Here is a 21,583-nt window from a genome sequence, read left to right on the forward strand (position 1 = left end):
CTAAAGTTGAGTTTTATTTATTTCAGTTATTCTAGGAATTAACTGGCTTTTCACTGTTCAATTTTCAAAGTTCAAACTCGCTTAATAAGTTTATCATTTTTGTCGTTCTTTGTCAAGAACTTTTTTATTTTTCATTTTTCTCTGTCGTCTTGCAGCGACTTTTTTACTTTATCATATTTTTTATATACTTGTCAATACTTTTTTATTATTTAAAAATTTTTTTGGTTTTTTATATCAATTTTCAGTTATGTACATTTTAAGAGATAAACGTTAATTTACTATAATATATTAATATATTCAATTATTATTTAATAATAGTATTTTTTCTTTTCTTCTAAATATGACAACTGACATTGCAATGCTACAAAATATGTCATGGAATTGAAGTACATTAATTGGTATAATATGATGTATAAGTATTTAGTAGTTATATATTTTATATAAGTTTTAATCTGAAATGGAGATGATTAAATGAACTTTATAATACTAGTTATATTTCTGATTCCTGTACTGCTATTTCAAAGTTTCATAATATCAGATTTAATGAATACTTTAATTAAAGGTTCTAAAAAATCAGGTGGAAATAATACTGACTCTAAACGTAGTACAAGCATAAATTCTAATAGATCAAAATCTAGAAGTTCAAGTTTGACTATACTAAAGTAGTTAAAACACGATGTTATATAAACACCGTGTTTTATTTTCCCTCAATCTCTTTAGGGATATCTTCTGGAGTTATTTCATCTGAATATTTTTCAGCAGACTCCATCTTACCTGAAGAAAGCGAAGCTATTACATCTTCTCTGCCATTTAGTACTGTAAGTTCTTCACCTATTTCCACATCTGAAACTCTAATAGATTCACCTATTCCTAACTGCGATACATCCACAGATACAAACTTAGGTATTTCATTAGGATAACATTCCACATCTAACTTATCCATCTGTTGTTGAATAATTCCACTACTAACAGTATATTCTTTCCCGGTCAATAAAACAGGTACAGATGTTTGAATCTTTTCCGTACTATCTACCTGTTGTAAATCAATATGAATTATATCCTTTTCAAACGCATCCCTTTGTATATCTTTTATCATAGCAGTATACATATTACCTTCTATAGATAAACTTACTAGGGCGTTCTCCCCATAATCTCTTACTATGTTACTTAACTCTTTAGAGTCTATTTCTATAGGATAATTAGAAAAGTTTCTTCCATATAATATAGCTGGAATAAATCCTCTATTCCTAGTCCTATTAGACTGTCTACTTCCTACCTCACTTCTCATAGCACAACTCATCATACTTTGATTCATTTCCCATACCTCCTTCTTTCTAAACTTAAGTATGTCCATTGTTAAAGATTTTAAACATAGAAAGATTTAGAGTAATAGAAAAAACAAGATGGCTGGTTGTTTTCTTAATTCTACTGTAATTTTTATGTAGTAAGTATTTTTTTGATATTTAAATAATATTAGCTTGTTGATACTTACTTGATATAATAAGTATTCAACAAGCTAAAAGTTTTTAGGTTTTATATAGTTTTATATTCATAGTAATCATTTTTATATATGGTAATTCTTATATCTGTAAATAACTTATTATTAAGCAAATTACATATTCATTAATATTCCACTTCTTATCATCTCTAAACTAGATGGATCAAACATAGTAATTGCTACTGTTGCAATTATTCCTATAAATAGACCTATAAAAGCGCATATAATTATTACAGGAATAAAGTATAGTAAACAAGATTTTCCTCCACCCATTTTATAAGTTTCACCTATAGCAAATATCGATAGAACAATACTCCATATCATAGATGCAATACTTATTATAAGTCCTAATATTTGATTATTGAAATACATAGCTACTAAGTGAATACAACCTAAAATAAGTGATGGAACTCCTGCATATGCTAATGTTACAAATAAGTTCTTACCTTTCCCCTCGTAACCAAAGAACTCTGCTAATAAGTGGTATATTGATGTAGTAATGAAATGACCTATTGGAGAAAGAAACATAATTGCAAAAATCATAAATAGAGTAAAGAATCCTCTCATATCTACCATATCTATTACGTCTTGAGACATATCCCCAGTACCATTTATGGTATTCAAAAGTATTTTTTCATTTAAGAAAAATAATGAATAGATTAAAGGAATTACTACAATTAGAATTAATGATTCCAGTATTGAAGGTTTTTCATTAACTTCTCTTAATACTTCTTTAGGTCTATAAATCATACCTATAAATTTGTTTAAAAATTTCATTTTTTCCCTCCTTAATTATTACTAAATTAGATATTTTAATATCAATAATAGAATCACCCCTGGAACGCCTAAAAATCCTGTTACAAGTGCAGTCACAGGGTTTATACCTAAAGATATTCCTACTACGCTACCAACAATATTAATTACAAATAAAATTATACCTCCTATTATTCCATTAACAATAAGTTTAAATATAATTTTAATTGGTATAACCAATAGCCAACCTATAAGATATAAAAGAACAAGTCCTACTCCAAAAGCAATTATTCCGCTAAGTTCTACTCCTGCCATATAAGTTCACCTCTTTATAAATATTATTCATATTAGTTTAATCTGTGTTCGTTTATTCTAAATATATAATTTCAATATTTAAAATATGTCTTAACCATATTATTTTACACCATTATATGTGTTAACATATCTTCATAAAACTATATTAATACATATACCCCTACTGTACAATATATATATTTTCTCCTCCTTAAAAGTTTAGTCTTACTATTCTATCATAATGTCGAAATTGAATAATATATTATCCCTCAATTGCTCTACTCTACCATAAGTATGTGCTAATTTATAATATGTCGTAATAAATTATAATATTTTACATACTAATTTATTCTCCTTCATTATCTAATCAAGAATGATATTAAAGAATCTTTATCTATAAAACAATTCTATTAAATATAACGATAGAATATATTAATATAGTATAAAATTGTAAAACGATAATATCTTTAAAATATCATACTTTATAAAAAATTAAAACCAGAGGTAAGGTGACTTGCACTATGATCTTTTTTAGTAATCTTTTATATACATTCTTAATTGCTTTTGGAGTAGTTATTGGAGCTAGTTTCTTTGCAGGTATAGGAGCACTAATTAACAATCATCCCCCTTTTAAAACTATGCTTGATGTATCTAGCTCTATAAAAATATGGGCAGTAGCAGTAGGACTAGGAGGAACTTTTTCTTCTTTTCAAATAATAGAACAAGGTCTTCTTAAGGGGGAAATTAGATCTATAATTAAACAAATAGCATTTATTATGTCTGCTTTAGTTGGCTCAAATTTGGGCTATTTCGTAATAAAATTACTTGAAAAGTGTGGTAATTTATGGATAGAATAAAAAAAACAAGTTTTAAACTTTTTTTCTCCATAACAACTGGCATAATAGTTGGAATACTTCTTGGTGTTTCTATATCAAGTGCTTTGGTAAGCTATAGAATAGATCAGTATATTAGAAACATTCAATATCTTGAATCAGTCATAGAAGATAAGGAAATTCGTTTGAAAAAGTTAGAAGAATCTATAAATAGTCAAAAATTAATCCTTAAAGATATAAAGATTGTCTTAATTCATAAAGATGAAAAAAATAATAAAAATGATGAAATTGATAAGATTTCTTTAGAAAAGTCTATTAAAGAAAAATATATTAAACTTCTTGGAAAAGAAGTAACAACTATTAATGTAGATATTATAGATGCAATTATTGATAAGAGGATCATGAAAATAGGTGAAAAAGAGTACAAGTTAAAAGTTAGTAAGATATTCCTAACAGATATACTAGAAATTTGGGTAGAAACAAAATTAGAAGAATAAAGAAAAGTAAAATAAAAAACATGGCATGAATAATATTTTTTCTTTTAAGCCATGTTTTTAATATTCTGTTTTGTACTAAGCATTAAAAAAATAGTTAATTTTCATTTATAGTAAAAGATAATACCTAATTATATACTTCACCTTTAGGGAACTAATGTCCCTTATGCTTCTCTTTCTTTTTTTGCTGTTTTAGTTGGAATTTCAGTTCTTTTTGTTCTTCTTTACGCAATTTTTTATATTTTTTCCGTTCTAACTTACTAGCTTTCAAAGATTCTTTGATTGCTTCCTGAGCTTTTGTTCCTATACTTTGATTATTAATTTCTTTTCTTACTTGTCTTTGTAGCCTTTTTGGATTTATTCTTTTCTCTTTAAATTCAGAAGATGACTTATTGGAACTAAATTTTAGATTATAATACTCTTTAAGAATCCATTCGTATACTTCATAATCTTTAGGCTCTGAACCAAAGACTGTTTTTGATACCTTATAAATATCTGAGTCTTCAACCTCTACTATACAACTCCAAAACGGGCTATCAAAATATACAGTAAGTTTTGACTTGATTTTATTCAATTGTATCCCTCCTAATTAACTTCTTAACTGAGAATGGACAACCCAGGAGGGCAGGTTACTGCTATCTTTTATTATAGATAGGTTCGGACTACCAACCGAAACTGTGTTTTTATCTCTATCTAAAATTTATCATGTACAGCTTTATGCTGTCAACAAGTCACCTTTTTTAATCACTTAGCTTTCTCACTCTTACTCTAATACTTCTAGACCAATAAAAATAACTTTTATCTATTAAGTCATTTTCTATTTCTTTTAATTAAGTCTCACTATTAAATAATCATCATAATATTCAAACCCTAATGTAGTATAGGCCTTAACGGCAGGTATGTTATTCTTTTTAACAGAAAGAGTTGGTACCTTACCTCTCGCAATAATTCTAGTACACATTTGAGATACAATTGCTTTACAATACCCCTTACCTCTTTCTTCTTTAATTGTATAGACACTACCAATCTGGTTAGTTCTATGAGTATATACCTGTACACATGCTTGTGCTACCATTTTATTATTCTTTTCTGCAATAATAAATTCTTCTTCTTTCCCTCTTTGCGCTAATGTTTCCCTAATATCTTCTCTTGTTACAGTCTGATTAAATCCATTAGCACGTGCATCTACAATAAAATCAACTATATCTTCACTATTTATTTCATTTACATTTATAAAGTTTATTTCATCCAATATGAAAGGTTTGAAAGCTTTGTTTATAAAATAATAGCTTTCATCATATTCCCAAATTTCTTTATGACCTTTAATTTTTTCGTATAATGGTTTTATAACTTTACTCATGCCAAGTAAAAATTCAAATTTTCTATCCTTCATTAGTTCTGCAAATAAAGGTATAGCTTCATCATCCTCGTAGTGAGGTATACAACTTCCAAGATTATAGAAAGGTAAAATGCCTTTTAGCACTTCTCCGTCGAAAAATCCATAGTAATCTGCACATCTTCTTGTGTCTCTTATATTATCAATACCAAATTCAATAATATTGGCATATAAAAATGATGTTGCAATCTCATTTCTTTTGAGATATTCTAAAATCATCTTTTCATCAGCCTGTGTAAGTAATCTAATCATCAATACCACCCCCTAGAAATATAAAAAATCTCTCAGAATCACTCGCAAGGATGACTCCGAAGGGTCATAACCTTTATGTAGGATTTTGCAATAAAGTCTATTCATTTATCTGCTCTAAAATTACCCTTCTTTTATAAAAACCATATTTTTTGTAAAATTCTAATACACTTTCGTTTCCTTCTGCTACTCCTATTATTTTTGTTTTTACTTTATTGATATTTAACCATTCTAATGCCCTATTCATTAATTTATCACCTAAACCATACTTACGATATTCTTTCTCAATAAAAAGAGAATCAACTTCTCCAATTAAGTCCTTATTTATTGTACTAATGCAATAACCTATATATAAATCTTTTTCCTTATCTTTAATTAAATCTACTTTGAGCTTTAAATTCTTGTCGTTAATAAACTGGTTCTTTCTAACTTCAAAATTCAGATTTTTGAACTTATCAGAAAAATAATTGGAGTTAATTTTATGATGTTTATTCAATTTTTCCCATAAAGGTTGTACTAAATCAAGTAATTCTATATTCCCATTTGTAAATTCAAAATTGTCCATATATAATCCCCTCTAAATTTAAAATATTTTACTACTAACCAACATATGTAGCATGTCAAATAAGAACAAGAATGTCTTTCTTAGAATTATAATTATCTACTCTTATATCTAGGATCAAATTTACTTACTTTTTAAATATTATCGTATTTTTCTTCCATATCATCAATACAGTCTTATCCATTTATTTTTCGTACTGGAAACTGAATTTCAGTTATGAATTCATCCTGATCTGAAGTTATCCACTCTCCCTTTAGGTATAATTCCCTCTGAGGCCCAATGATTTCATACTTATTCTCTTCAATCCATTTGGAAATGGCATTATAAGCCATATGAAGAGTTTGATATGATCCTTTATGAATGACACATGCCATTTCTTTTACACTCTCAAGCTTTTTAATCTTGATTCTCTTAGTATCAGGCAAGTCTCCATCAATTGGTTCAACTACTTCAGCATCAACACACTCTTCCTTATATCCTATATCATGGTATATAATCATACATGGTGGAACTATCTTAGCACCGTGCTTTTCTATATGTCCTGCCAGCTCTTCCCACAAATGTCCTTGTTCACTATAGGTTGGAATAGTATCTCTTAGTGCTGCGACTCTCACAGGTTCAATTTCTTTTAACACAATATCATATTTCATGATATATTCCTCCTGTTTATACATTTTAATGAAAGTTTCAATACGACTAAGTCTTGCTTGTTCATTCTTTACTCTGTCTAGGATTTCTAAATGTTTCAATTCCAATAGAGTCCGTATTTGCTCCAAATCCATATTCTTATTTAATATCAAAGCAATCTCGTCTAGAGAAAATCCAATATCCTTTAACGAAAGTATACGGTTTAGTCTCGGCATCTGACTCGCAGAGTAGTATCGATATCCTGTAAAAGAATCAATTTTTTCAGGCTGTAACAATCCAAGACCGTCATAATGTCTTAGCGTTTTGACTGTCACTTTATTTAATCTTGCAAAATCTCCAATTTTAAACATTTTAATCACCTATATCCACATATTTTAAGCCATCAAATAAATGGTAAGCCCTCCCCTAACAGGAGAGTCAATAGAATTTTTTAAAAATATTCATTATAAGAAATTCTATATATAGTTGTGAAAAACTTTTTTATAATATACTTTTACTCTTTTAGCACAATTCAACTTATAAATTTACTGACTTTACTAGATTCAAGTAAAAAGTTAAGTGAAGAAATAAAAAAACATGGTTTAAAGAAGATTTTATTCTTCTATAACCATGTTTTCTATTCAGATTTATTTTCAATAATACAATTTCTCATAAAATAATAGAAGTTTATTCACTTTATACAGTTTCTTATAAATACTATATTTCTCTTCTTCCTTCTAATGCTTTTGACAATGTAACTTCATCCGCATACTCTAAATCTCCTCCTACAGGTATTCCGTAAGCTAATCTTGTAGTTTTTATTCCCATAGGCTTTAGTAATTTTGAAATATACATTGAAGTAGCTTCTCCTTCAATAGTTGGATTAGTAGCCAATATAACTTCTTTTACATTTCCCTCATATGCTCTTTGTAATAACTCTTTAATTTTTATATCTTCAGGTCCTATCCCTTCCATAGGAGATATAGTTCCATGTAGTACATGGTATAGACCATTAAACTCTTTAGTTTTTTCTATTGCAATAACATCTCTCGGATCTTCCACAACACAGATATAAGTTTCATCTCTTCTCTTACTTTCACATATAGAACATGGATCTTTATCTGTTAAGTTACTACATACACTACAGTATCTTATATTTTTTTTAGCTTCTACTATTGCACTTGCTAATCCTTGTGCATCATTCGGACTCATATTTAATACATGAAAAGCTAATCTCTGAGCTGTTTTTTTTCCGATTCCAGGAAGCTTAGAAAATTCTTCTATTAAATTTGCTACTGGATAAGCAAAGTATTCCACAAACATCATCCTCCAATAAAAAAGAAGAGCTAAAAACTTTAGCTCTAGAATAATCCTGGTAAGTTCATCCCACCAGTTAATTTTTGCATTTCTCCTGAAACCATTTCCTCTGCTTTTCTTAACGCTTCATTTGTTGCAGCAAGAATTAAATCTTGTAACATTTCAACATCATCTGGATCTACTACATCTTTATCTATAACAATTGAAACAATTTCTTTTTTACCATTAGCTTTAACAGTAACTGCTCCACCACCAGCACTTGTTTCTACTTCTTTTTCTTCTAGTTCTGCTTGAAGTTCCACCATCTTCTTTTGCATTTTTTGAACTTGTTTCATCATATTACCCATGTTGCCACCCATACCAGGAAATTTCATTATTATCAGCCTCCTTAATATATTTAAATATTTATTTTTTAGTTAATCCTCAACTTCTACTACTTCTTCTCCAAATATATCTATTACTTCTTCTATTAATTCCTTACTATTATCTTCAGATTTTATTTTTTCTTGCTGTACATTTACTATTTCACTTGCCATTATAAGTTTAAGTTCTATTTTAGAATTTAAGTAATCACTTATTATTTTTTCTATTGACTCTTTGTTTTCTTTTTTATCTACAGCATCTTTATGAAATCCGAATCCTTCATCAAAAGCTATTGTAAGAACACCATTTTTTAGATTAGCTGGCTTACCTTCCATTATAAGAGCATGAAGTCCTATCTTTTCTGTTTTTACTTTCTTTAAAATATTACTCCATTCTTTTGATACATAGTCAAAAGATATATCAGTATTAGGTATTCTAACATCTTCTTCGAGTTCATTATTATCTTGTTTAATATCATTCTGTGATACTTTTTCAGTTTTTTCTATTAGTTCTTCTTTTTCGTTATAACTTTTACCAGGTTGTCTTTCTTTAATACCTACATCTATATTATTAGTTTTACTAGTATTAACAGATACATTATTTATAAAATTACCATTTTTAATTTTACTTTCTAAATCATCTATTCTTTTTAGGAGATCTTCTACAGTAGCTTCTGGTATTACATTTATCATTTTCATAATACTAACTTCTAGTATTATTCTAGGCTGTGAAGACCATTTACTTTGTGTCTCTGCTTCTGATAATATGTTTAAATAACTTATTATAGTTCCTAAATTTATTTTATCAGATTGAGCCTTTAATTCTTCTACTATATCCATATTTTCGTTAATAGTGCTTTCAGTATTACTAGAGCTCTTTACAATCATTAAGTTCCTAAAGTGTAATATCAAATCTTTTATAAACTGGTTTATATCTTTTCCACTCTGAACTATATTATGAATATTATCTAATATATTATCTATGTTTTTCTCAATTATATTATTAGTAAGTTCGAATATTAATTCGTTATTAACAGCACCTAGTACAGATAACACATAATCGTAACTTACTTCTTTTGAAGAGAAAGATATACATTGATCTAGTATACTTAGTGCATCCCTCATAGCTCCATCTGAATTTCTTGCTATAAGATTTAAGGCCCTATCCTCTATAGTTATATCCAAATCTTCACATATCTTTTTCATATTTTCTACTATATCATAAGACGTTATTCTTTTAAAATCAAATCTCTGACATCTTGATAATATAGTAGCTGGAAGCTTTTGAGGTTCTGTCGTAGCCAATATAAATACAAGATGCTTTGGTGGTTCTTCCAATGTTTTAAGGAGTGCATTAAAAGCACCTTTTGATAACATATGAACCTCGTCCACTATATAAACCTTGAGTTTACTTTTAGATGGTGGGTACTTGGAATTTTCTCTGAGCTCTCTTATATCTTCTACACTGTTATTAGAAGCTGCATCTATTTCAACTACATCCATTACAGTGTCACTTAATATACCTTTACATATTTCACATTCATTGCAAGGGTTACCATCTTTATTATTTACACAGTTAATAGCTCTTGAAAATATCTTTGCTGTAGAAGTCTTACCAGTTCCCCTAATTCCAGAAAAAAGATATGCATGAGCCACGTTATTATTTAATATTTGATTTTTAAGCGTGGTTGTTATATGTTCCTGACCTAAAACATCATCGAATACTTTAGGTCTGAACTTTCTATAAAGTGCTTGATAAGCCATGAAATCACCTTTCAAAAAGAGTCATAATATCTATATTATATCAAAATGTATATAGTTCTACCATATTATAGACTAAATCATAAAAATAAATCATGTATAACAAAAAAGCTATGAATAATTCATAGCTTTTTTAAAAATTTCAGCCATGCACCTAGCTTCGACATGATCCCATAAGCGTTACCTAAATAGTTAACTCAAACCAGGCAACCCTACGGCACACAAGAAGTAACCACTTACCGCTGCTTCCTTCCGGATCTGACGGAGTTCATGGGCTCCTGTTGCGTAGGACCCGATCGTCAACGCCACTTGTCTAGGGCAGACCCTACAATAATCATGCCTCAGCTAGGAATTCAATCCTGCTATAGCGGATTGCAGGTTACAGGGCACCGCTACCTCCCCATCTAGCATGGCAAACTTTATACTGGCGGAGAAAGTGGGATTTGAACCCACGAGACGATGTTATCGCCTACTCGCGTTCCAGGCGAGCGCCTTCAGCCAGACTCAGCCATCTCTCCGTGTTTTTTATAGTCAATAGTGCTTTTTTTATAATATATAGTCAATTAGATTTTCATTATAACTCAAAAGTAGACATGTGTCAATGTGTACAAACCATCTAATTTTTTCCTAATAACTCTAAATCATCCTCTTAAAGTAGCTTTAACTCTATTTTTGTTTAAAATAATATTTATAGCATCCTCTATAGAGTTAACGACTATATCTGAACTAAATAAAAGTTGACCACAACATCCTTCTTCTCCTATTACAGCTATAGATATTGCTGATTCTTTAGCCATTTGTATATCATTAAATCCATTTCCTACACATATTGTCTTATCCTTATTTAGACCTATAACTATATTACGTTTTGATTCACCAGCTTTATCACTTGGAAAAGTCATAACATTAATACCTAGACTTTCACACTCTTTTGTTACTGTACCATATGTATCAGCTGTTAATATATGTACCTTAACGTAGTTCTTTAATTTTAATATTAACTCTTTAATTTCTTCTCTAACTTTTCCATCTACAGCTATTGTTCCATTATAGTCAAATACTATGTTTTCTATTTCTATATCTTTTCTACCTGGTATATTATACTTTAACATAAAAATCCTCCTTATACTTTAACCATATATTCCTTCTATATATTCTTTAGTTCTTTTATCTCTAGGATTTTCAAATATTTCTTTAGTTGTTCCAAATTCTATTAGCTCTCCATTTAGCATAAAAGCTGTATAGTCTGATATTCTCTTGGCTTGAGATAGATTATGTGTGACAATTACTATAGTATATCTTTCAGATAAATTTGTTAGCATCGTTTCAATATTTTCAGTATTTTTAATATCTAGTGCTGAGCAGGGCTCATCTAAAAGTATAACCTCAGGTTCTACTGTAAGTGTTCTAGCAATACATAATCTTTGTTGCTGACCTCCTGATAGATTAAGAGCTGACATATTCATGTCTTCGTGTATCTCATCATAAAGATTACATATTTTTAGCTTATCTTTTGCTATTTTATCTAAAGTAGCTTTATCTTTTATTCCATAATATATAGGTGCATAAGTTAGATTCTTATATATAGATAATGGAAAAGGAGTAGGTTTCTGAAAAACTATTCCTACCTTTTTTCTTAATTCCTCTTTAGGAATATCTAATATATCTTTTTCATTAAATTTAACTTCTCCTTCTATTTTTCCACCTAAATTTTCTATCATAAGATTTAAAGATAAAAGTAAAGTAGATTTTCCACATCCAGATGGTCCTATTATAGATGTAATCTTATGTTTATGAATATTCATACTTATCTCTTTCAATATATTCTTTTTTTCATAATATACAGATAATTTTTCTATAGTTAATATACTCATAATTAGCTATCATTCCTTTATTTTTTATATTCACTATTTTATTTACTGCTTCTTCTTGAAACAATAAATATAGATAAAAAGTTTATTAATAAAAGTAATATAATCATTATAAGTGATGTTCCATAAGCATTTTTTAACGATAAACTTTCATTCACAAGTATATATAGGTGAAAAGGTAGAGCCATCACAGGAGAAAAAATTGAATTAGGCACTGGTGCAGATATTACTGCTCCAGTAAGTATTATAGGAGCTGTAGCCCCTATAGCCAATCCACCTGCTAGTAATACACAAGAAACTATTTCACTTTTACATAGAGGTAATACTAACTTTAAAATAGTATACTCTTTAGATACTCCCAAAGCATAAGATGAACTGATAATGTTACTATCAGTTTCTTGTAATATCTTTTCTATCCTTACTTCAATAAAAGGAAATATCATAATACCTAAGGTTATTCCTGCTGATAAAACAGATCTTCCAAAGTCTAAGTAAAGGACTAATAATGTATATCCAAATAGGCCTAACACTATGGAAGGTATTCCAGATATACATTGTACTATCATACAAATAAAGCTTTTTCTTTTTTCATTTTTACAATAAAAAGTATTATATATTGCTGTTGATATTCCTAAAATAGAAGCAAATAAAGATGCAAATATAGTTAAAATAATGCTTCCAACAATAGCTGGAAATATTCCTCCTTCAGCACCTATTGGTATGCCTTTTGGACTATTAAATATAAAGTCCAAACTAATAGCCTCAAATCCATTTTTAAATATGTATCCTAAAATATATAACACTAAGAAAGTAGAACTAACTATACTTACACCAAGCCATATTCTAATTAATAAATCCTTCTTTTTCTCTCTCATAGAACCCCATCCTATAAATTAATAACCTATAGATTTTTTAATATAATGTAGTGCAATATTTATAATTAAAATTAAAACCATGAGAACAAATCCTGATGCAAAAAGTGCATGGTAATGCATACTTCCTACTTCTGTCATCCCCATTTCTAGTGCAATTAATGAAGGTATAGTTTGACATTTTCCTAATAACCTTGGCATTATAGGTGAGTTACCTATAACCATCATAACAGCCATAGTTTCTCCCATAGCCCTGCCTAATGCAAGTACTACTCCTGCTAATATACTCCTTCTACATTCCTTTAAAACTATTTTCCTAATCATGTAAGCTTTAGATACTCCTAGAGCATTTGAAGAAATTAAGTATTTATCATATATTCTTTCTATTGATTCATCACATATAGAAATTATATAAGGTAATATCATTATAGATAATAGTATTCCTCCTGTTAAAACACTCTCACCAGATGATAACGATAATTTCGTTTCAAATAGTTTAACTAAAACAACTAGTCCAATAAACCCATAAACTACAGAAGGAATTCCTGCTAATACCTCTACAAGTAATCTTATATATCTTTTTTTATTCTTATTTAAATAAGTAGACAAAAATAGTGCACTACCGATTCCTATAGGTAGTGCGATTAAAGTAGCTATAAAAGCAACATAAAGAGTAGATAGTATCATAGGTAATATAGAAAACTTAGGTTCTTGAAGAGTAGGAGCCCATGATTTACCCAATAAAAATTTTGCTATAGAGTGATTTTTAAAAAACGTAAAGCTTTCTTTAAATATGAAAAAAATTATGAAACCAAGTAGTAATATAGATATAAAAGTTAAAGTCTTTATTGTAATTATGAATATTCTCTCTTGTATTTTTCTCATTTTATCACCTTAAAAAGTTCAGAGGATAGCCTTCTGAACCTATTTTACTGGAACAAATCCCATTTCTTCTATAATCTTTAATCCTTCTTCTGACATAACTGTATCTATAAAATGTTGTTGTGTTGGTGTAAGTTCTCCTTTTTTAACTACAATAAGAGGTCTGGATATTATATATGATCCATCTAAAATGCTTTCTTTAGTAGGCTCAACTCCATCTACTTTTAATGGTATTAATTTACCTTCATTCTGATTAACCATACCAAAAGAAGCATATCCCATAGTATTTTTATTTTCCATAATTTTAGAAACTAATGCTCCCATTGAAGGTGACTGAATAGCATCTTGTCTTACTTGAGTATCTCCCATTATATTCTTTTGGAATACTTCATGGGCACCTCCACTTAAGTCCCTAGTCACTACAACTATTTCTGTATGTGGAAGAGACTTGTCCACTTCGTCCCAATATTTATACTCACCTGCAAATATTTTTTTTATTTCATCTTTACTAAGATCATTTTTAACTTTATGTAAAGGATTTTCTGGATTTACAGCTATAGTTAATGCATCTATTCCTATTTTTACTTCTTTTATATCTTTTATTTTTTTCTTTTCTTCTTCCTTTATTTCTCTAGCAACCATACCAAAATCGCTAGTTCCATCTATAACAGCTTTAATTCCTGCACCTGATCCTCCTGCTGATACATATATAGCTATATTTTCTTCTGGAAATTTATCATCTACTTTATTCCAAGTTGTATTATCTTCTATAAAATCTGTAGATATAGCAGATATAACTGGTGCAAGTGTTGACGATCCATTAAATGTTATACTTGGTTCAAACTTTTTCACATCTTCTGAGCTAGTTTGTACATTATCTTTAGCTTCATTAGACTGATCCTTATTATCCTTACTACATCCAGTTAAAACTAAACTTAAGCTTAAAAAAACTGAAATAAAAATGCTAAAAAACCTTTTCATAATATTATCACCCCACTATTGTTATATATCAATTCTATATTATCAAATAAATTATAAAATTTGACAAAGTTTTCTATTAATAGATATTTTCTATACAATGTATCATATGTATAGGTTTTCTTGTTATATGAATATACAAAAAATAAAAAAGGATAAATCCTTCTATGGTTTGGATCTATCCTCACTTATCTCTAAACTTTATCATTTGTATTCACTAAGTAAATTTATTATGTTTTTCTTTTTGTTTATTATGAACCTTTATCTTTAGTTATGTTTAACCTTTTTAACTTATTTTATTAATTATCTCTTCTATCTTCTCTACTATTTCGTTCTTATTTCTTTTGTCTCCATAAAGAACTGCTTTTGCATCAACTATTAAATCTCTAGTTTTGCTATCAGCGTTTGGTATAGAATCCATAGCTGATACTAAATTATTGATACTTTCCTTACTATTATCTTCTTTGAACTCTTGTAAATAAGATCTTAAAGTATTTTGTGCACTATTATTATCCATATTAAATAACAACCTCCTATGTATTTTACTATCTTTCTAAATAAATCTTTCCCATAATAGAGGTTTATTATTCCAACAAAGTAAAACTTAATTAATTTAAAAATTATTATCTATTAAATAAATTTTGTTAATAGATTTATCACTATATTAAGTAAACTACATATTATATTTATATACTTGCTACTATTGTATGTACTCCTACCAGTGTTAATATATAGATTATTTATAAAAATCCTATCAATATAATCTATATAAAAAGAATACTTTTCTTAGAGCAAGTTAATAATCTTATTATAAGATATAGACGCTTAAAGTTTATACAAAAGCGTTGTATCACCTCAAAACTCAGAGATATATCTCTGAGTTCTTTTTTATTTTAGTATGGTTTTTATAACTCTAAAAAAGTTTTTATAGCTTATCTTTTCAATATCTTCTGTTGTGTACCCTCTTCTTATTAATTCATTTATTATATTTCCCACTTGTGAAGCATCTTCTACTCCTATTGTATTTATTTCAGTAGGATTTTTTGAAAACTCTCCTGAACTATCGTCTTCTAAATATTCACAAAAGTCAAATCCAAATGCAACACTATCTATTCCAATAGTATCAACCATATGATCTATATGGTTGATTAGGTATTTTAAATTTTGCTTATTTTTATCTTCATGAACAAATTCTCTATATACATTTAATCCCACTATTCCTTTTCTTTTTCCTATAGCTCTTAGTTGTCTATCTGTAATATTCCTTGGCACGTTACAAAGTGTTTTGCAATTTGAATGAGATGCAATGAACGGTTTACTTGTATTTTCATATATATCCCAAAATGTTTTTTCATTTGCATGAGATACATCTATTATCATACCTAACCTTTCCATTTTTCTTATGACATTTATACCATGCTTGGTAAGACCTCTATTAGGATCTCCGTCTATACCTGTTGCTAACTCATTTTCTTCATTCCATGTAAGAGATGCATGCCTAGCTCCTAACATATAAAGAGTATCTATTAAGTCTACATTTTTTCCTATATAACTGAGTCCTTCAAGTCCTATAATTACAGTCATCTTTCCTTGTCTAATTCCTTTATCTAGATCACAACCTTGTTTTACTATGTGAATTAAATCTTGATTTTCCATGATTTCTGTAGACATGTTTTCTATCATATGTATAACTCTATTTTTAGTATTCTCATTGTAGGGAGGCTCTGGCCATACTATAAATATACCTCCATTTATATTTCCTTTTTTAAATCTCTCTAAATGCATACTTTTGAAAATATCCTTAAATCCTTTTTTTCTTTTTACATTAACATCTGTCCATATATCAGCATGACCATCAAATATCATGTTATGCCCTCCTATCAATTCATATTTATATAATATTATATATAAATGTAGGTATATATATCATAAAAAAAGAAGATACATAAAATAAATCTGTATCTTCGTATCTTTTTTTAAGTTAATATATTTTTTATAAAGCAATCATCTTTATAAATTGCTTTACTCTTTCATTATCCGTTTCCATTAATTCTTTAGGACTTCCATCAAAAGATATCTTACCATTTTCAAGGAAAATTACCCTATTTGAAAAATTAGTAACCATATTGATCTGATGTGTAACTATTACCATTGTAAACCCTTCTTTAGCTAGTGATTTCATGGTGTTAAAAACTTCATATGCAAGCTCTGGATCTAAAGATGATGTTGGTTCATCAAATAATATAACTTCAGGCTCCATAGATAAGGCTCTAGCAATAGCTACTCTTTGTTGTTGCCCTCCAGAAAGATTTTTAGGATATTCATTTATCTTGTCTTCTAATTTTACTTTCTTTAAAAGACTCATAGCCAACTCTTTTGCTTCATCAGTATTCATTTTCCTTATAACTTTACAAGGATTAACTATGTTTTCTAGAACTGTATAGTGAGGAAATAAGTTAAAATCTTGAAATACCATTCCTACTTTTCCTATGACAGATCTAGAATCACCTACAACTTTTTTATCTACAATAATTTCTCCATTTTTTATTTTTTCAAGTCCATTTATACATCTTATTAAAGTACTCTTACCAGAACCACTTGAACCAATAATAGAAACAATTTCACCTTTAAAAATATCAAAAGAAATTCCTTTTAAAACTTCAGTTTTATTATAATCTTTATATATATTTCTAACTTGAACTATTGGCTCCATAAGCTAGTTCTCCTTTCTAGTACCTTAGATAGCAAAGTAACTAAATACGTCATCACAAAGTAAAACACACCTAGTGTAATATATATTTCAAAAGGTCTTAACGTCCTTGCATATATTTGATTTCCTATTCTAGTAACTTCAGCTATTGATATTACAGAAATAAGAGATGTATCTTTAAGTATAGTAGAAAAATAGTTCATAAATGGAGGTACAGCTATTCTTAAAGCTTGAGGTAATATAATATAGATAATAGTAGAGATTCTATTGTATCCTAGAGAATAAGCAGCCTCATACTGTCCTCTATCTACAGACATAATTGATGCTCTAACAATTTCAGACATATATGCCCCACAGTTAAGTGCTAATCCTATTATAGCAGCAGTATAACTTTCCATGCTTATCCCAAATGGTGGTAGTCCATAATATATAACGAAAAGCTGAACTAATAAAGGTGTACCCCTAAATATTTCAACATATGCACTTAAAAATACCTTAAAAACTTTAGGAATATTACTAACTCTTAATGCTCCAACTATTAATGAAATACAAAGTGCTAGCATGAAAGCTAGCACTCCTATTTTTAATGTAACTCCTGCAGCTTCAATAAGTTGTGGCAAATATGGTACTATAAAGCTAAAATCCAGACTTTTCATTTAATTCAACTCCAACCATTTTTTAAATGCCTTATCATAAGCTCCATTTTCTTTCACTTTTTTTATACCTTCATTAATCTTATTAGTAAGTTCATCTGCACCTTTTTGCATAACAGTTACTATTTCAACTGATTTTATAGGGTCATTTATAACCTTTAAATCTTTATTTCCTTTAACTTGTGTAACTGCATATGCATATCCTACAACAACAGCATCTATTCTTCCATTTTTAAGTTCCATAAAAGTTTCAGAATTTCTATTATATTTCTTAACTTCTTTTACTTTTATTCCTTTATCCTTAAGACTGTCTGCGGCAACTTCACTTGTAGAGTTAGCTTGAACTCCTATTTTTTTATCTTTTAAATCTTCTTTTGATTTTATATCTTTATTATCATTTCTTACTACAATTATCTCACTTAAGTCATAATACTTATCACTCATATTTACATTTTCAGAAGCAGATGTTGCCTCTTCAGGAGAAATACATGATATTACTAAATCATGATCTCCTTTATTTAATCCAGCTATCAATCCTTCCCAAGCTGTATCTTTTAAAGTAACTTTTACTCCCAAAGCTTGTCCGAGTGATTTTGCAAAATCAGCATCAAACCCTTCTATTTCATTTTTATCATTCCTTGAAGAAAATGGTGGGTATTCTGGACACATACCAACTACTAGTTCGCCTTTTTCTTTAATCTTTTCCCAAGAAATATCTTTATTCGTTGTTTCTTTACTTCCTTCATTTTTGCTAGATGTATTTTGTGTATTATTAGAACAAGCAATAAATGTTATAGACAATAAAGCTAATAATAAAGCATACATTAATTTTTTCACTTTTCTTCCTCCTTCAAGAAAACGTTTTTATACCAAAAATAGAATATCTAATATTAATAAGTAAATCAAATAAGTTTTATCTATACGTTTTTGGTATTATATAGGTTTTATTTATGCAGCACTTTAAACTCTATCTATTTTGTTTTCTTGAAAGTGTATTATTAAAGGCTTAAATGCTGAAATTTAAATATTTAGGATTTATCTATAAGCTTATGTTTTTGCTAAGAATGCTTATTAATTCCAATATAGACTTTTCCCCATTACTTTCATCAACGGCATAAAATGGTATATTTATTTTGTGTAAATTAAGTAACTCCTCTAGCACTTCTATATATACTCCTTTTTCTTCTATCATTACTAAATTCTCTATTTTCTTTTTTGTATCATCAATATCTATAAACTCACCACCCCAGTTTCCAGAGCAAGTTTTGTTTACTCCACAACTTGGACTTCCGTCTATTCCTATTACACCTACTATTTCATATCCATTATTAATATAGTCCGATACTTGATATACTATAGGTTCAAGCATTTCTTTACATTGTTTCCTGAAAAATTGTGTATTAAATTGTTCTTTTACATGTCCCCATCTTTTAATTCCATAAACTATTGTTTCTGGACAGGGAAGTTGTAACATACCTATATTATTATCAATAAAATATTTTAATAAATTATTTATATGTGATGGATATTCATCCAATCCTTCAACTTTAGAATTAATATTTAATATACAATGTGATAGTAGTACTATTCTCTTTTCTTTTTTCATATTAATCACCTCTAATAAAGATTTAAGTTACTTTAAATTTACAATATTAAAAATTAAAAATCAATACAATAACATTATTACAAAGGTTTTGTATAATATTTTATTATAAATTTTAAGTTTTTTATATTTATATAAAAAAACATAAGATGAATTACATCTTATGTCTTAATCTATTTAATATATAATTTCTAAACCTTCTTCTTCAACCATTTTTTTATCTTGATCTATGTCATTTCCTATAGTAGTAAGATAATTTCCTACTAATAGTGCATTGACTCCTGCCCTTAATCCTATATTTTGAGTATCTTCTAGAAGCATTCTTCCACCAGCATATCTTATATATGACTTTGGTATTATGAATCTATATACTGCCATAGTTTTTAATATTTCCATAGGTTCTAAAGATTCATTATTCTCAAGGGGGGTTCCCTTTATGGGATTAAGAATGTTTATTGGTATAGATTCAACCTCTAGTTCTCTTATTTCAAATGCCATTTTTATTCTATCTTCTATACTTTCACCCATTCCTATAATTCCACCACAACATACTTCCATGCCAGCTTTTTTAACATTTCTTATAGTCTCTATTCTTTCATCATAACTATGCGTAGTACACACATTTTTATAATAGTCACTACTAGTTTCCACATTATGATGATACATAGTCACTCCAGCTTCTACAAGCTTTTTAGCCTGTTCGTAAGATATTATTCCAAGTGATGTACAAAGGTTTATAGTAGTATTTTCTTTTAGTCTTTTGTATATATCTATAATATCCTCTAGTTCTTTATCTGTCATACCTCTTCCACTTGTAACTAAAGAAAATCTATGTGCACCTTTCGCTTCCATCTCTTTAGCTCTTTTATAAGCATCATCATAACTCACTAAAGGATACTCTTCTACCCCTGTATTATAATGACTTGATTGTGCACAAAATGTACAGTTCTCAGAACACTTTCCTGACTTTGCATTCATTATCGTACATAAATCAGCTTTCTTACCATTAAATTTATCTCTTATTTTATTTGCATTTTCAAACAATACATTTAATATTCCTAGATCATTGTTATCTATATTTATAAGATTCAAAGCTTCTTCATAAGTAATTTTTCTTCCATTTAATATTTCATTTGTTAATTTTTCTATATAACTAATCATGCCACTTAACTCCCTTGACTTAATCTTTAAGAAACATTTTTTTCTAACATTCCACTTTTTCTTAAAATAGGAACGATTTTAACTCCTATAAGTGATATAACTACACATTTAATTAAATCTTGTATAATAAATATAGTAAATCCTGTTTTGATAGCAGTACTCATACTCATAGGATTTTTCATAACTATATTCATTATCATATAAAGATATGGTACTCCTATAATATATACAACAATAATTCCAATAACTACGGATGTTAATAATCTTACAAATTTAATCTCTCCTTGTTTCTCAGTTAACTTTCCTATGATGTATGAACATAACATAAATCCTATTAAGTATCCAAATGTAGGACTAAATATATGTTGAATTCCACCTTTACCTCCAGCAAATATTGGTAGCCCAGCTAGTCCAATAATAATGTACAATATTTGAGACATTATTCCTCTTCTTGAACCTAAAATTAACCCTGAAAATGCGCAAAAGAAAAACTGAAAGGTAAACGGTATTGGTTGTGTAGGTATTTGCAAATATGCACCTATTGCTGTTAATGCTGCAAACATAGATACTAATATCATATCTTTTGTTTTAATTTTCACATCAAACCCTCCTTAACTTTTATTTGAAACATTAATTATTTTTAAATATTTAAAAATAATGAGAACAAATTATATAATATAAATTTAATGATATTTTATATTACACAT

26 protein-coding genes, 1 tRNA gene and 1 other RNA gene are annotated in these 21,583 nt (G+C 28.3%); 3 read left to right on the forward strand and 25 right to left on the reverse strand.

All coding sequences use genetic code 11. From position 1 onward, the window contains the following. The first annotated feature begins 471 nt into the window (after positions 1-471). The gene (locus tag CLPU_RS12940; RefSeq protein ID WP_050356095.1) at positions 472-666 is read left to right on the forward strand and encodes a hypothetical protein; all 195 of its coding nucleotides are present in this window, start codon (positions 472-474) and stop codon (positions 664-666) included. A 31-nt stretch (positions 667-697) separates the two neighbouring features. On the opposite strand, the gene CLPU_RS12945 is transcribed toward CLPU_RS12940, so the two are convergent. From CLPU_RS12945 to CLPU_RS12955, 3 genes are all read right to left on the reverse strand, one after another. Then, positions 698-1,315: a 50S ribosomal protein L25 gene (locus CLPU_RS12945; RefSeq protein ID WP_050356096.1), complete on the reverse strand. Its 618-nt coding sequence runs from the start codon at positions 1,313-1,315 to the stop codon at positions 698-700. Between the two features lie 297 nt (positions 1,316-1,612). Next, on the reverse strand, positions 1,613-2,275 hold the full coding sequence (locus tag CLPU_RS12950; protein WP_050356097.1) for a Yip1 family protein: 663 nt from the start codon (positions 2,273-2,275) through the stop codon (positions 1,613-1,615). 21 nt (positions 2,276-2,296) lie between these two features. Further along, entirely contained in the window at positions 2,297-2,566 is a 270-nt protein-coding gene (locus tag CLPU_RS12955) for a pro-sigmaK processing inhibitor BofA family protein (RefSeq protein WP_050356098.1), read from the reverse strand. 500 nt (positions 2,567-3,066) lie between these two features. Between CLPU_RS12955 and CLPU_RS12960 the strand changes: the two genes are divergently transcribed. Together CLPU_RS12960 and CLPU_RS12965 are read left to right on the forward strand one after the other, a co-directional pair. Continuing rightward, the gene (locus CLPU_RS12960) at positions 3,067-3,402 is read left to right on the forward strand and encodes a YtrH family sporulation protein (protein WP_050356099.1); all 336 of its coding nucleotides are present in this window, start codon (positions 3,067-3,069) and stop codon (positions 3,400-3,402) included. Next, positions 3,390-3,875 carry a sporulation membrane protein YtrI gene (locus CLPU_RS12965; RefSeq protein ID WP_050356100.1) on the forward strand — a complete coding sequence of 162 codons (486 nt, stop codon included), beginning with the start codon at positions 3,390-3,392 and terminating at the stop codon, positions 3,873-3,875. The genes CLPU_RS12960 and CLPU_RS12965 overlap by 13 nt, the downstream gene beginning before the upstream one ends. A 151-nt stretch (positions 3,876-4,026) precedes the next feature. Here CLPU_RS12965 and CLPU_RS12970 read toward each other — a convergent pair whose 3' ends face one another. From CLPU_RS12970 to CLPU_RS13070, 22 genes are all read right to left on the reverse strand, one after another. Further along, the gene (locus CLPU_RS12970) at positions 4,027-4,446 is read right to left on the reverse strand and encodes a YjdF family protein (RefSeq protein ID WP_050356101.1); all 420 of its coding nucleotides are present in this window, start codon (positions 4,444-4,446) and stop codon (positions 4,027-4,029) included. A 252-nt stretch (positions 4,447-4,698) separates the two neighbouring features. After that, positions 4,699-5,520: a GNAT family N-acetyltransferase gene (locus CLPU_RS12975; RefSeq protein WP_050356102.1), complete on the reverse strand. Its 822-nt coding sequence runs from the start codon at positions 5,518-5,520 to the stop codon at positions 4,699-4,701. 97 nt (positions 5,521-5,617) lie between these two features. Then, positions 5,618-6,082, reverse strand: a complete 465-nt coding sequence (locus CLPU_RS12980; RefSeq protein ID WP_050356103.1) for a GNAT family N-acetyltransferase — start codon at positions 6,080-6,082, stop codon at positions 5,618-5,620. A 173-nt stretch (positions 6,083-6,255) separates the two neighbouring features. After that, a complete protein-coding gene (locus tag CLPU_RS12985) occupies positions 6,256-7,077 on the reverse strand; it encodes a MerR family transcriptional regulator (protein ID WP_050356104.1) in 822 nt (273 codons plus the stop codon). Positions 7,078-7,423: 346 nt separating this feature from the next. Beyond that, on the reverse strand, positions 7,424-8,023 hold the full coding sequence (recR, locus tag CLPU_RS12990) for a recombination mediator RecR (protein ID WP_050356105.1): 600 nt from the start codon (positions 8,021-8,023) through the stop codon (positions 7,424-7,426). A 44-nt stretch (positions 8,024-8,067) separates the two neighbouring features. Then, complete coding sequence (locus CLPU_RS12995; protein WP_050356106.1) at positions 8,068-8,397, reverse strand: YbaB/EbfC family nucleoid-associated protein; 330 nt, start codon at positions 8,395-8,397, stop codon at positions 8,068-8,070. A gap of 42 nt (positions 8,398-8,439) precedes the next feature. Next, on the reverse strand, positions 8,440-10,149 hold the full coding sequence (gene dnaX, locus CLPU_RS13000; protein WP_050356107.1) for a DNA polymerase III subunit gamma/tau: 1,710 nt from the start codon (positions 10,147-10,149) through the stop codon (positions 8,440-8,442). 143 nt (positions 10,150-10,292) lie between these two features. Continuing rightward, an RNA gene (gene ffs / locus CLPU_RS16795) (signal recognition particle sRNA large type) lies at positions 10,293-10,559 on the reverse strand. Positions 10,560-10,571: 12 nt separating this feature from the next. Then, positions 10,572-10,664, reverse strand: a tRNA-Ser gene (locus CLPU_RS13005). Between the two features lie 123 nt (positions 10,665-10,787). Then, entirely contained in the window at positions 10,788-11,258 is a 471-nt protein-coding gene (locus tag CLPU_RS13010; protein ID WP_050356108.1) for an HAD family hydrolase, read from the reverse strand. 18 nt (positions 11,259-11,276) lie between these two features. Then, on the reverse strand, positions 11,277-12,020 hold the full coding sequence (locus CLPU_RS13015) for a phosphate ABC transporter ATP-binding protein (RefSeq protein WP_050356109.1): 744 nt from the start codon (positions 12,018-12,020) through the stop codon (positions 11,277-11,279). 38 nt (positions 12,021-12,058) lie between these two features. Next, a complete protein-coding gene (locus tag CLPU_RS13020; protein ID WP_050356110.1) occupies positions 12,059-12,892 on the reverse strand; it encodes a PstA family ABC transporter permease in 834 nt (277 codons plus the stop codon). 18 nt (positions 12,893-12,910) lie between these two features. Further along, positions 12,911-13,774: a phosphate ABC transporter permease subunit PstC gene (pstC, locus tag CLPU_RS13025; RefSeq protein WP_050356111.1), complete on the reverse strand. Its 864-nt coding sequence runs from the start codon at positions 13,772-13,774 to the stop codon at positions 12,911-12,913. Positions 13,775-13,813: 39 nt separating this feature from the next. Continuing rightward, positions 13,814-14,752, reverse strand: coding sequence for a phosphate ABC transporter substrate-binding protein (locus CLPU_RS13030; RefSeq protein WP_050356112.1), 939 nt, complete (start codon positions 14,750-14,752; stop codon positions 13,814-13,816). 283 nt (positions 14,753-15,035) lie between these two features. Beyond that, the gene (locus CLPU_RS13035) at positions 15,036-15,266 is read right to left on the reverse strand and encodes a hypothetical protein (protein WP_050356113.1); all 231 of its coding nucleotides are present in this window, start codon (positions 15,264-15,266) and stop codon (positions 15,036-15,038) included. A gap of 371 nt (positions 15,267-15,637) precedes the next feature. Continuing rightward, the gene (locus tag CLPU_RS13040; protein WP_050356114.1) at positions 15,638-16,615 is read right to left on the reverse strand and encodes a dipeptidase; all 978 of its coding nucleotides are present in this window, start codon (positions 16,613-16,615) and stop codon (positions 15,638-15,640) included. 127 nt (positions 16,616-16,742) lie between these two features. After that, positions 16,743-17,462 (reverse strand): amino acid ABC transporter ATP-binding protein, encoded by a 720-nt coding sequence (locus tag CLPU_RS13045; RefSeq protein WP_200898591.1) that lies wholly within the window; start codon positions 17,460-17,462, stop codon positions 16,743-16,745. Further along, a complete protein-coding gene (locus tag CLPU_RS13050) occupies positions 17,450-18,115 on the reverse strand; it encodes an amino acid ABC transporter permease (RefSeq protein WP_050356115.1) in 666 nt (221 codons plus the stop codon). The genes CLPU_RS13045 and CLPU_RS13050 overlap by 13 nt, the downstream gene beginning before the upstream one ends. Next, positions 18,116-18,949: a transporter substrate-binding domain-containing protein gene (locus CLPU_RS13055; RefSeq protein WP_050356116.1), complete on the reverse strand. Its 834-nt coding sequence runs from the start codon at positions 18,947-18,949 to the stop codon at positions 18,116-18,118. A 202-nt stretch (positions 18,950-19,151) separates the two neighbouring features. Next, positions 19,152-19,718 carry a CD3072 family TudS-related putative desulfidase gene (locus tag CLPU_RS13060; RefSeq protein ID WP_050356117.1) on the reverse strand — a complete coding sequence of 189 codons (567 nt, stop codon included), beginning with the start codon at positions 19,716-19,718 and terminating at the stop codon, positions 19,152-19,154. Positions 19,719-19,892: 174 nt separating this feature from the next. After that, positions 19,893-20,876, reverse strand: coding sequence for a biotin synthase BioB (bioB, locus tag CLPU_RS13065; RefSeq protein WP_050356118.1), 984 nt, complete (start codon positions 20,874-20,876; stop codon positions 19,893-19,895). A 26-nt stretch (positions 20,877-20,902) separates the two neighbouring features. Further along, positions 20,903-21,475, reverse strand: a complete 573-nt coding sequence (locus CLPU_RS13070; RefSeq protein WP_050356119.1) for a biotin transporter BioY — start codon at positions 21,473-21,475, stop codon at positions 20,903-20,905. Positions 21,476-21,583: the final 108 nt, after the last annotated feature.

The sequence above is a fragment of the Gottschalkia purinilytica genome (assembly GCF_001190785.1).
GTDB lineage: Bacteria > Bacillota > Clostridia > Tissierellales > Gottschalkiaceae > Gottschalkia_A > Gottschalkia_A purinilytica.

What these genes read in the sequence shown, in the direction of transcription:
- CLPU_RS12940 (WP_050356095.1), top strand. Translation starts at nt 472, where the DNA reads ATGAACTTTATAATACTAGTTATATTTCTGATTCCTGTACTGCTATTT.
- CLPU_RS12945 (WP_050356096.1), bottom strand. Translation starts at nt 1,315, where the DNA reads ATGAATCAAAGTATGATGAGTTGTGCTATGAGAAGTGAGGTAGGAAGT.
- CLPU_RS12950 (WP_050356097.1), bottom strand. Translation starts at nt 2,275, where the DNA reads ATGAAATTTTTAAACAAATTTATAGGTATGATTTATAGACCTAAAGAA.
- CLPU_RS12955 (WP_050356098.1), bottom strand. Translation starts at nt 2,566, where the DNA reads ATGGCAGGAGTAGAACTTAGCGGAATAATTGCTTTTGGAGTAGGACTT.
- CLPU_RS12960 (WP_050356099.1), top strand. Translation starts at nt 3,067, where the DNA reads ATGATCTTTTTTAGTAATCTTTTATATACATTCTTAATTGCTTTTGGA.
- CLPU_RS12965 (WP_050356100.1), top strand. Translation starts at nt 3,390, where the DNA reads ATGGATAGAATAAAAAAAACAAGTTTTAAACTTTTTTTCTCCATAACA.
- CLPU_RS12975 (WP_050356102.1), bottom strand. Translation starts at nt 5,520, where the DNA reads ATGATTAGATTACTTACACAGGCTGATGAAAAGATGATTTTAGAATAT.
- CLPU_RS12980 (WP_050356103.1), bottom strand. Translation starts at nt 6,082, where the DNA reads ATGGACAATTTTGAATTTACAAATGGGAATATAGAATTACTTGATTTA.
- CLPU_RS12985 (WP_050356104.1), bottom strand. Translation starts at nt 7,077, where the DNA reads ATGTTTAAAATTGGAGATTTTGCAAGATTAAATAAAGTGACAGTCAAA.
- CLPU_RS12995 (WP_050356106.1), bottom strand. Translation starts at nt 8,397, where the DNA reads ATGAAATTTCCTGGTATGGGTGGCAACATGGGTAATATGATGAAACAA.
- dnaX (WP_050356107.1), bottom strand. Translation starts at nt 10,149, where the DNA reads ATGGCTTATCAAGCACTTTATAGAAAGTTCAGACCTAAAGTATTCGAT.
- CLPU_RS13010 (WP_050356108.1), bottom strand. Translation starts at nt 11,258, where the DNA reads ATGTTAAAGTATAATATACCAGGTAGAAAAGATATAGAAATAGAAAAC.
- CLPU_RS13015 (WP_050356109.1), bottom strand. Translation starts at nt 12,020, where the DNA reads ATGAGTATATTAACTATAGAAAAATTATCTGTATATTATGAAAAAAAG.
- CLPU_RS13020 (WP_050356110.1), bottom strand. Translation starts at nt 12,892, where the DNA reads ATGAGAGAGAAAAAGAAGGATTTATTAATTAGAATATGGCTTGGTGTA.
- pstC (WP_050356111.1), bottom strand. Translation starts at nt 13,774, where the DNA reads ATGAGAAAAATACAAGAGAGAATATTCATAATTACAATAAAGACTTTA.
- CLPU_RS13030 (WP_050356112.1), bottom strand. Translation starts at nt 14,752, where the DNA reads ATGAAAAGGTTTTTTAGCATTTTTATTTCAGTTTTTTTAAGCTTAAGT.
- CLPU_RS13035 (WP_050356113.1), bottom strand. Translation starts at nt 15,266, where the DNA reads ATGGATAATAATAGTGCACAAAATACTTTAAGATCTTATTTACAAGAG.
- CLPU_RS13040 (WP_050356114.1), bottom strand. Translation starts at nt 16,615, where the DNA reads ATGATATTTGATGGTCATGCTGATATATGGACAGATGTTAATGTAAAA.
- CLPU_RS13045 (WP_200898591.1), bottom strand. Translation starts at nt 17,462, where the DNA reads ATGGAGCCAATAGTTCAAGTTAGAAATATATATAAAGATTATAATAAA.
- CLPU_RS13050 (WP_050356115.1), bottom strand. Translation starts at nt 18,115, where the DNA reads ATGAAAAGTCTGGATTTTAGCTTTATAGTACCATATTTGCCACAACTT.
- CLPU_RS13060 (WP_050356117.1), bottom strand. Translation starts at nt 19,718, where the DNA reads ATGAAAAAAGAAAAGAGAATAGTACTACTATCACATTGTATATTAAAT.
- bioB (WP_050356118.1), bottom strand. Translation starts at nt 20,876, where the DNA reads ATGATTAGTTATATAGAAAAATTAACAAATGAAATATTAAATGGAAGA.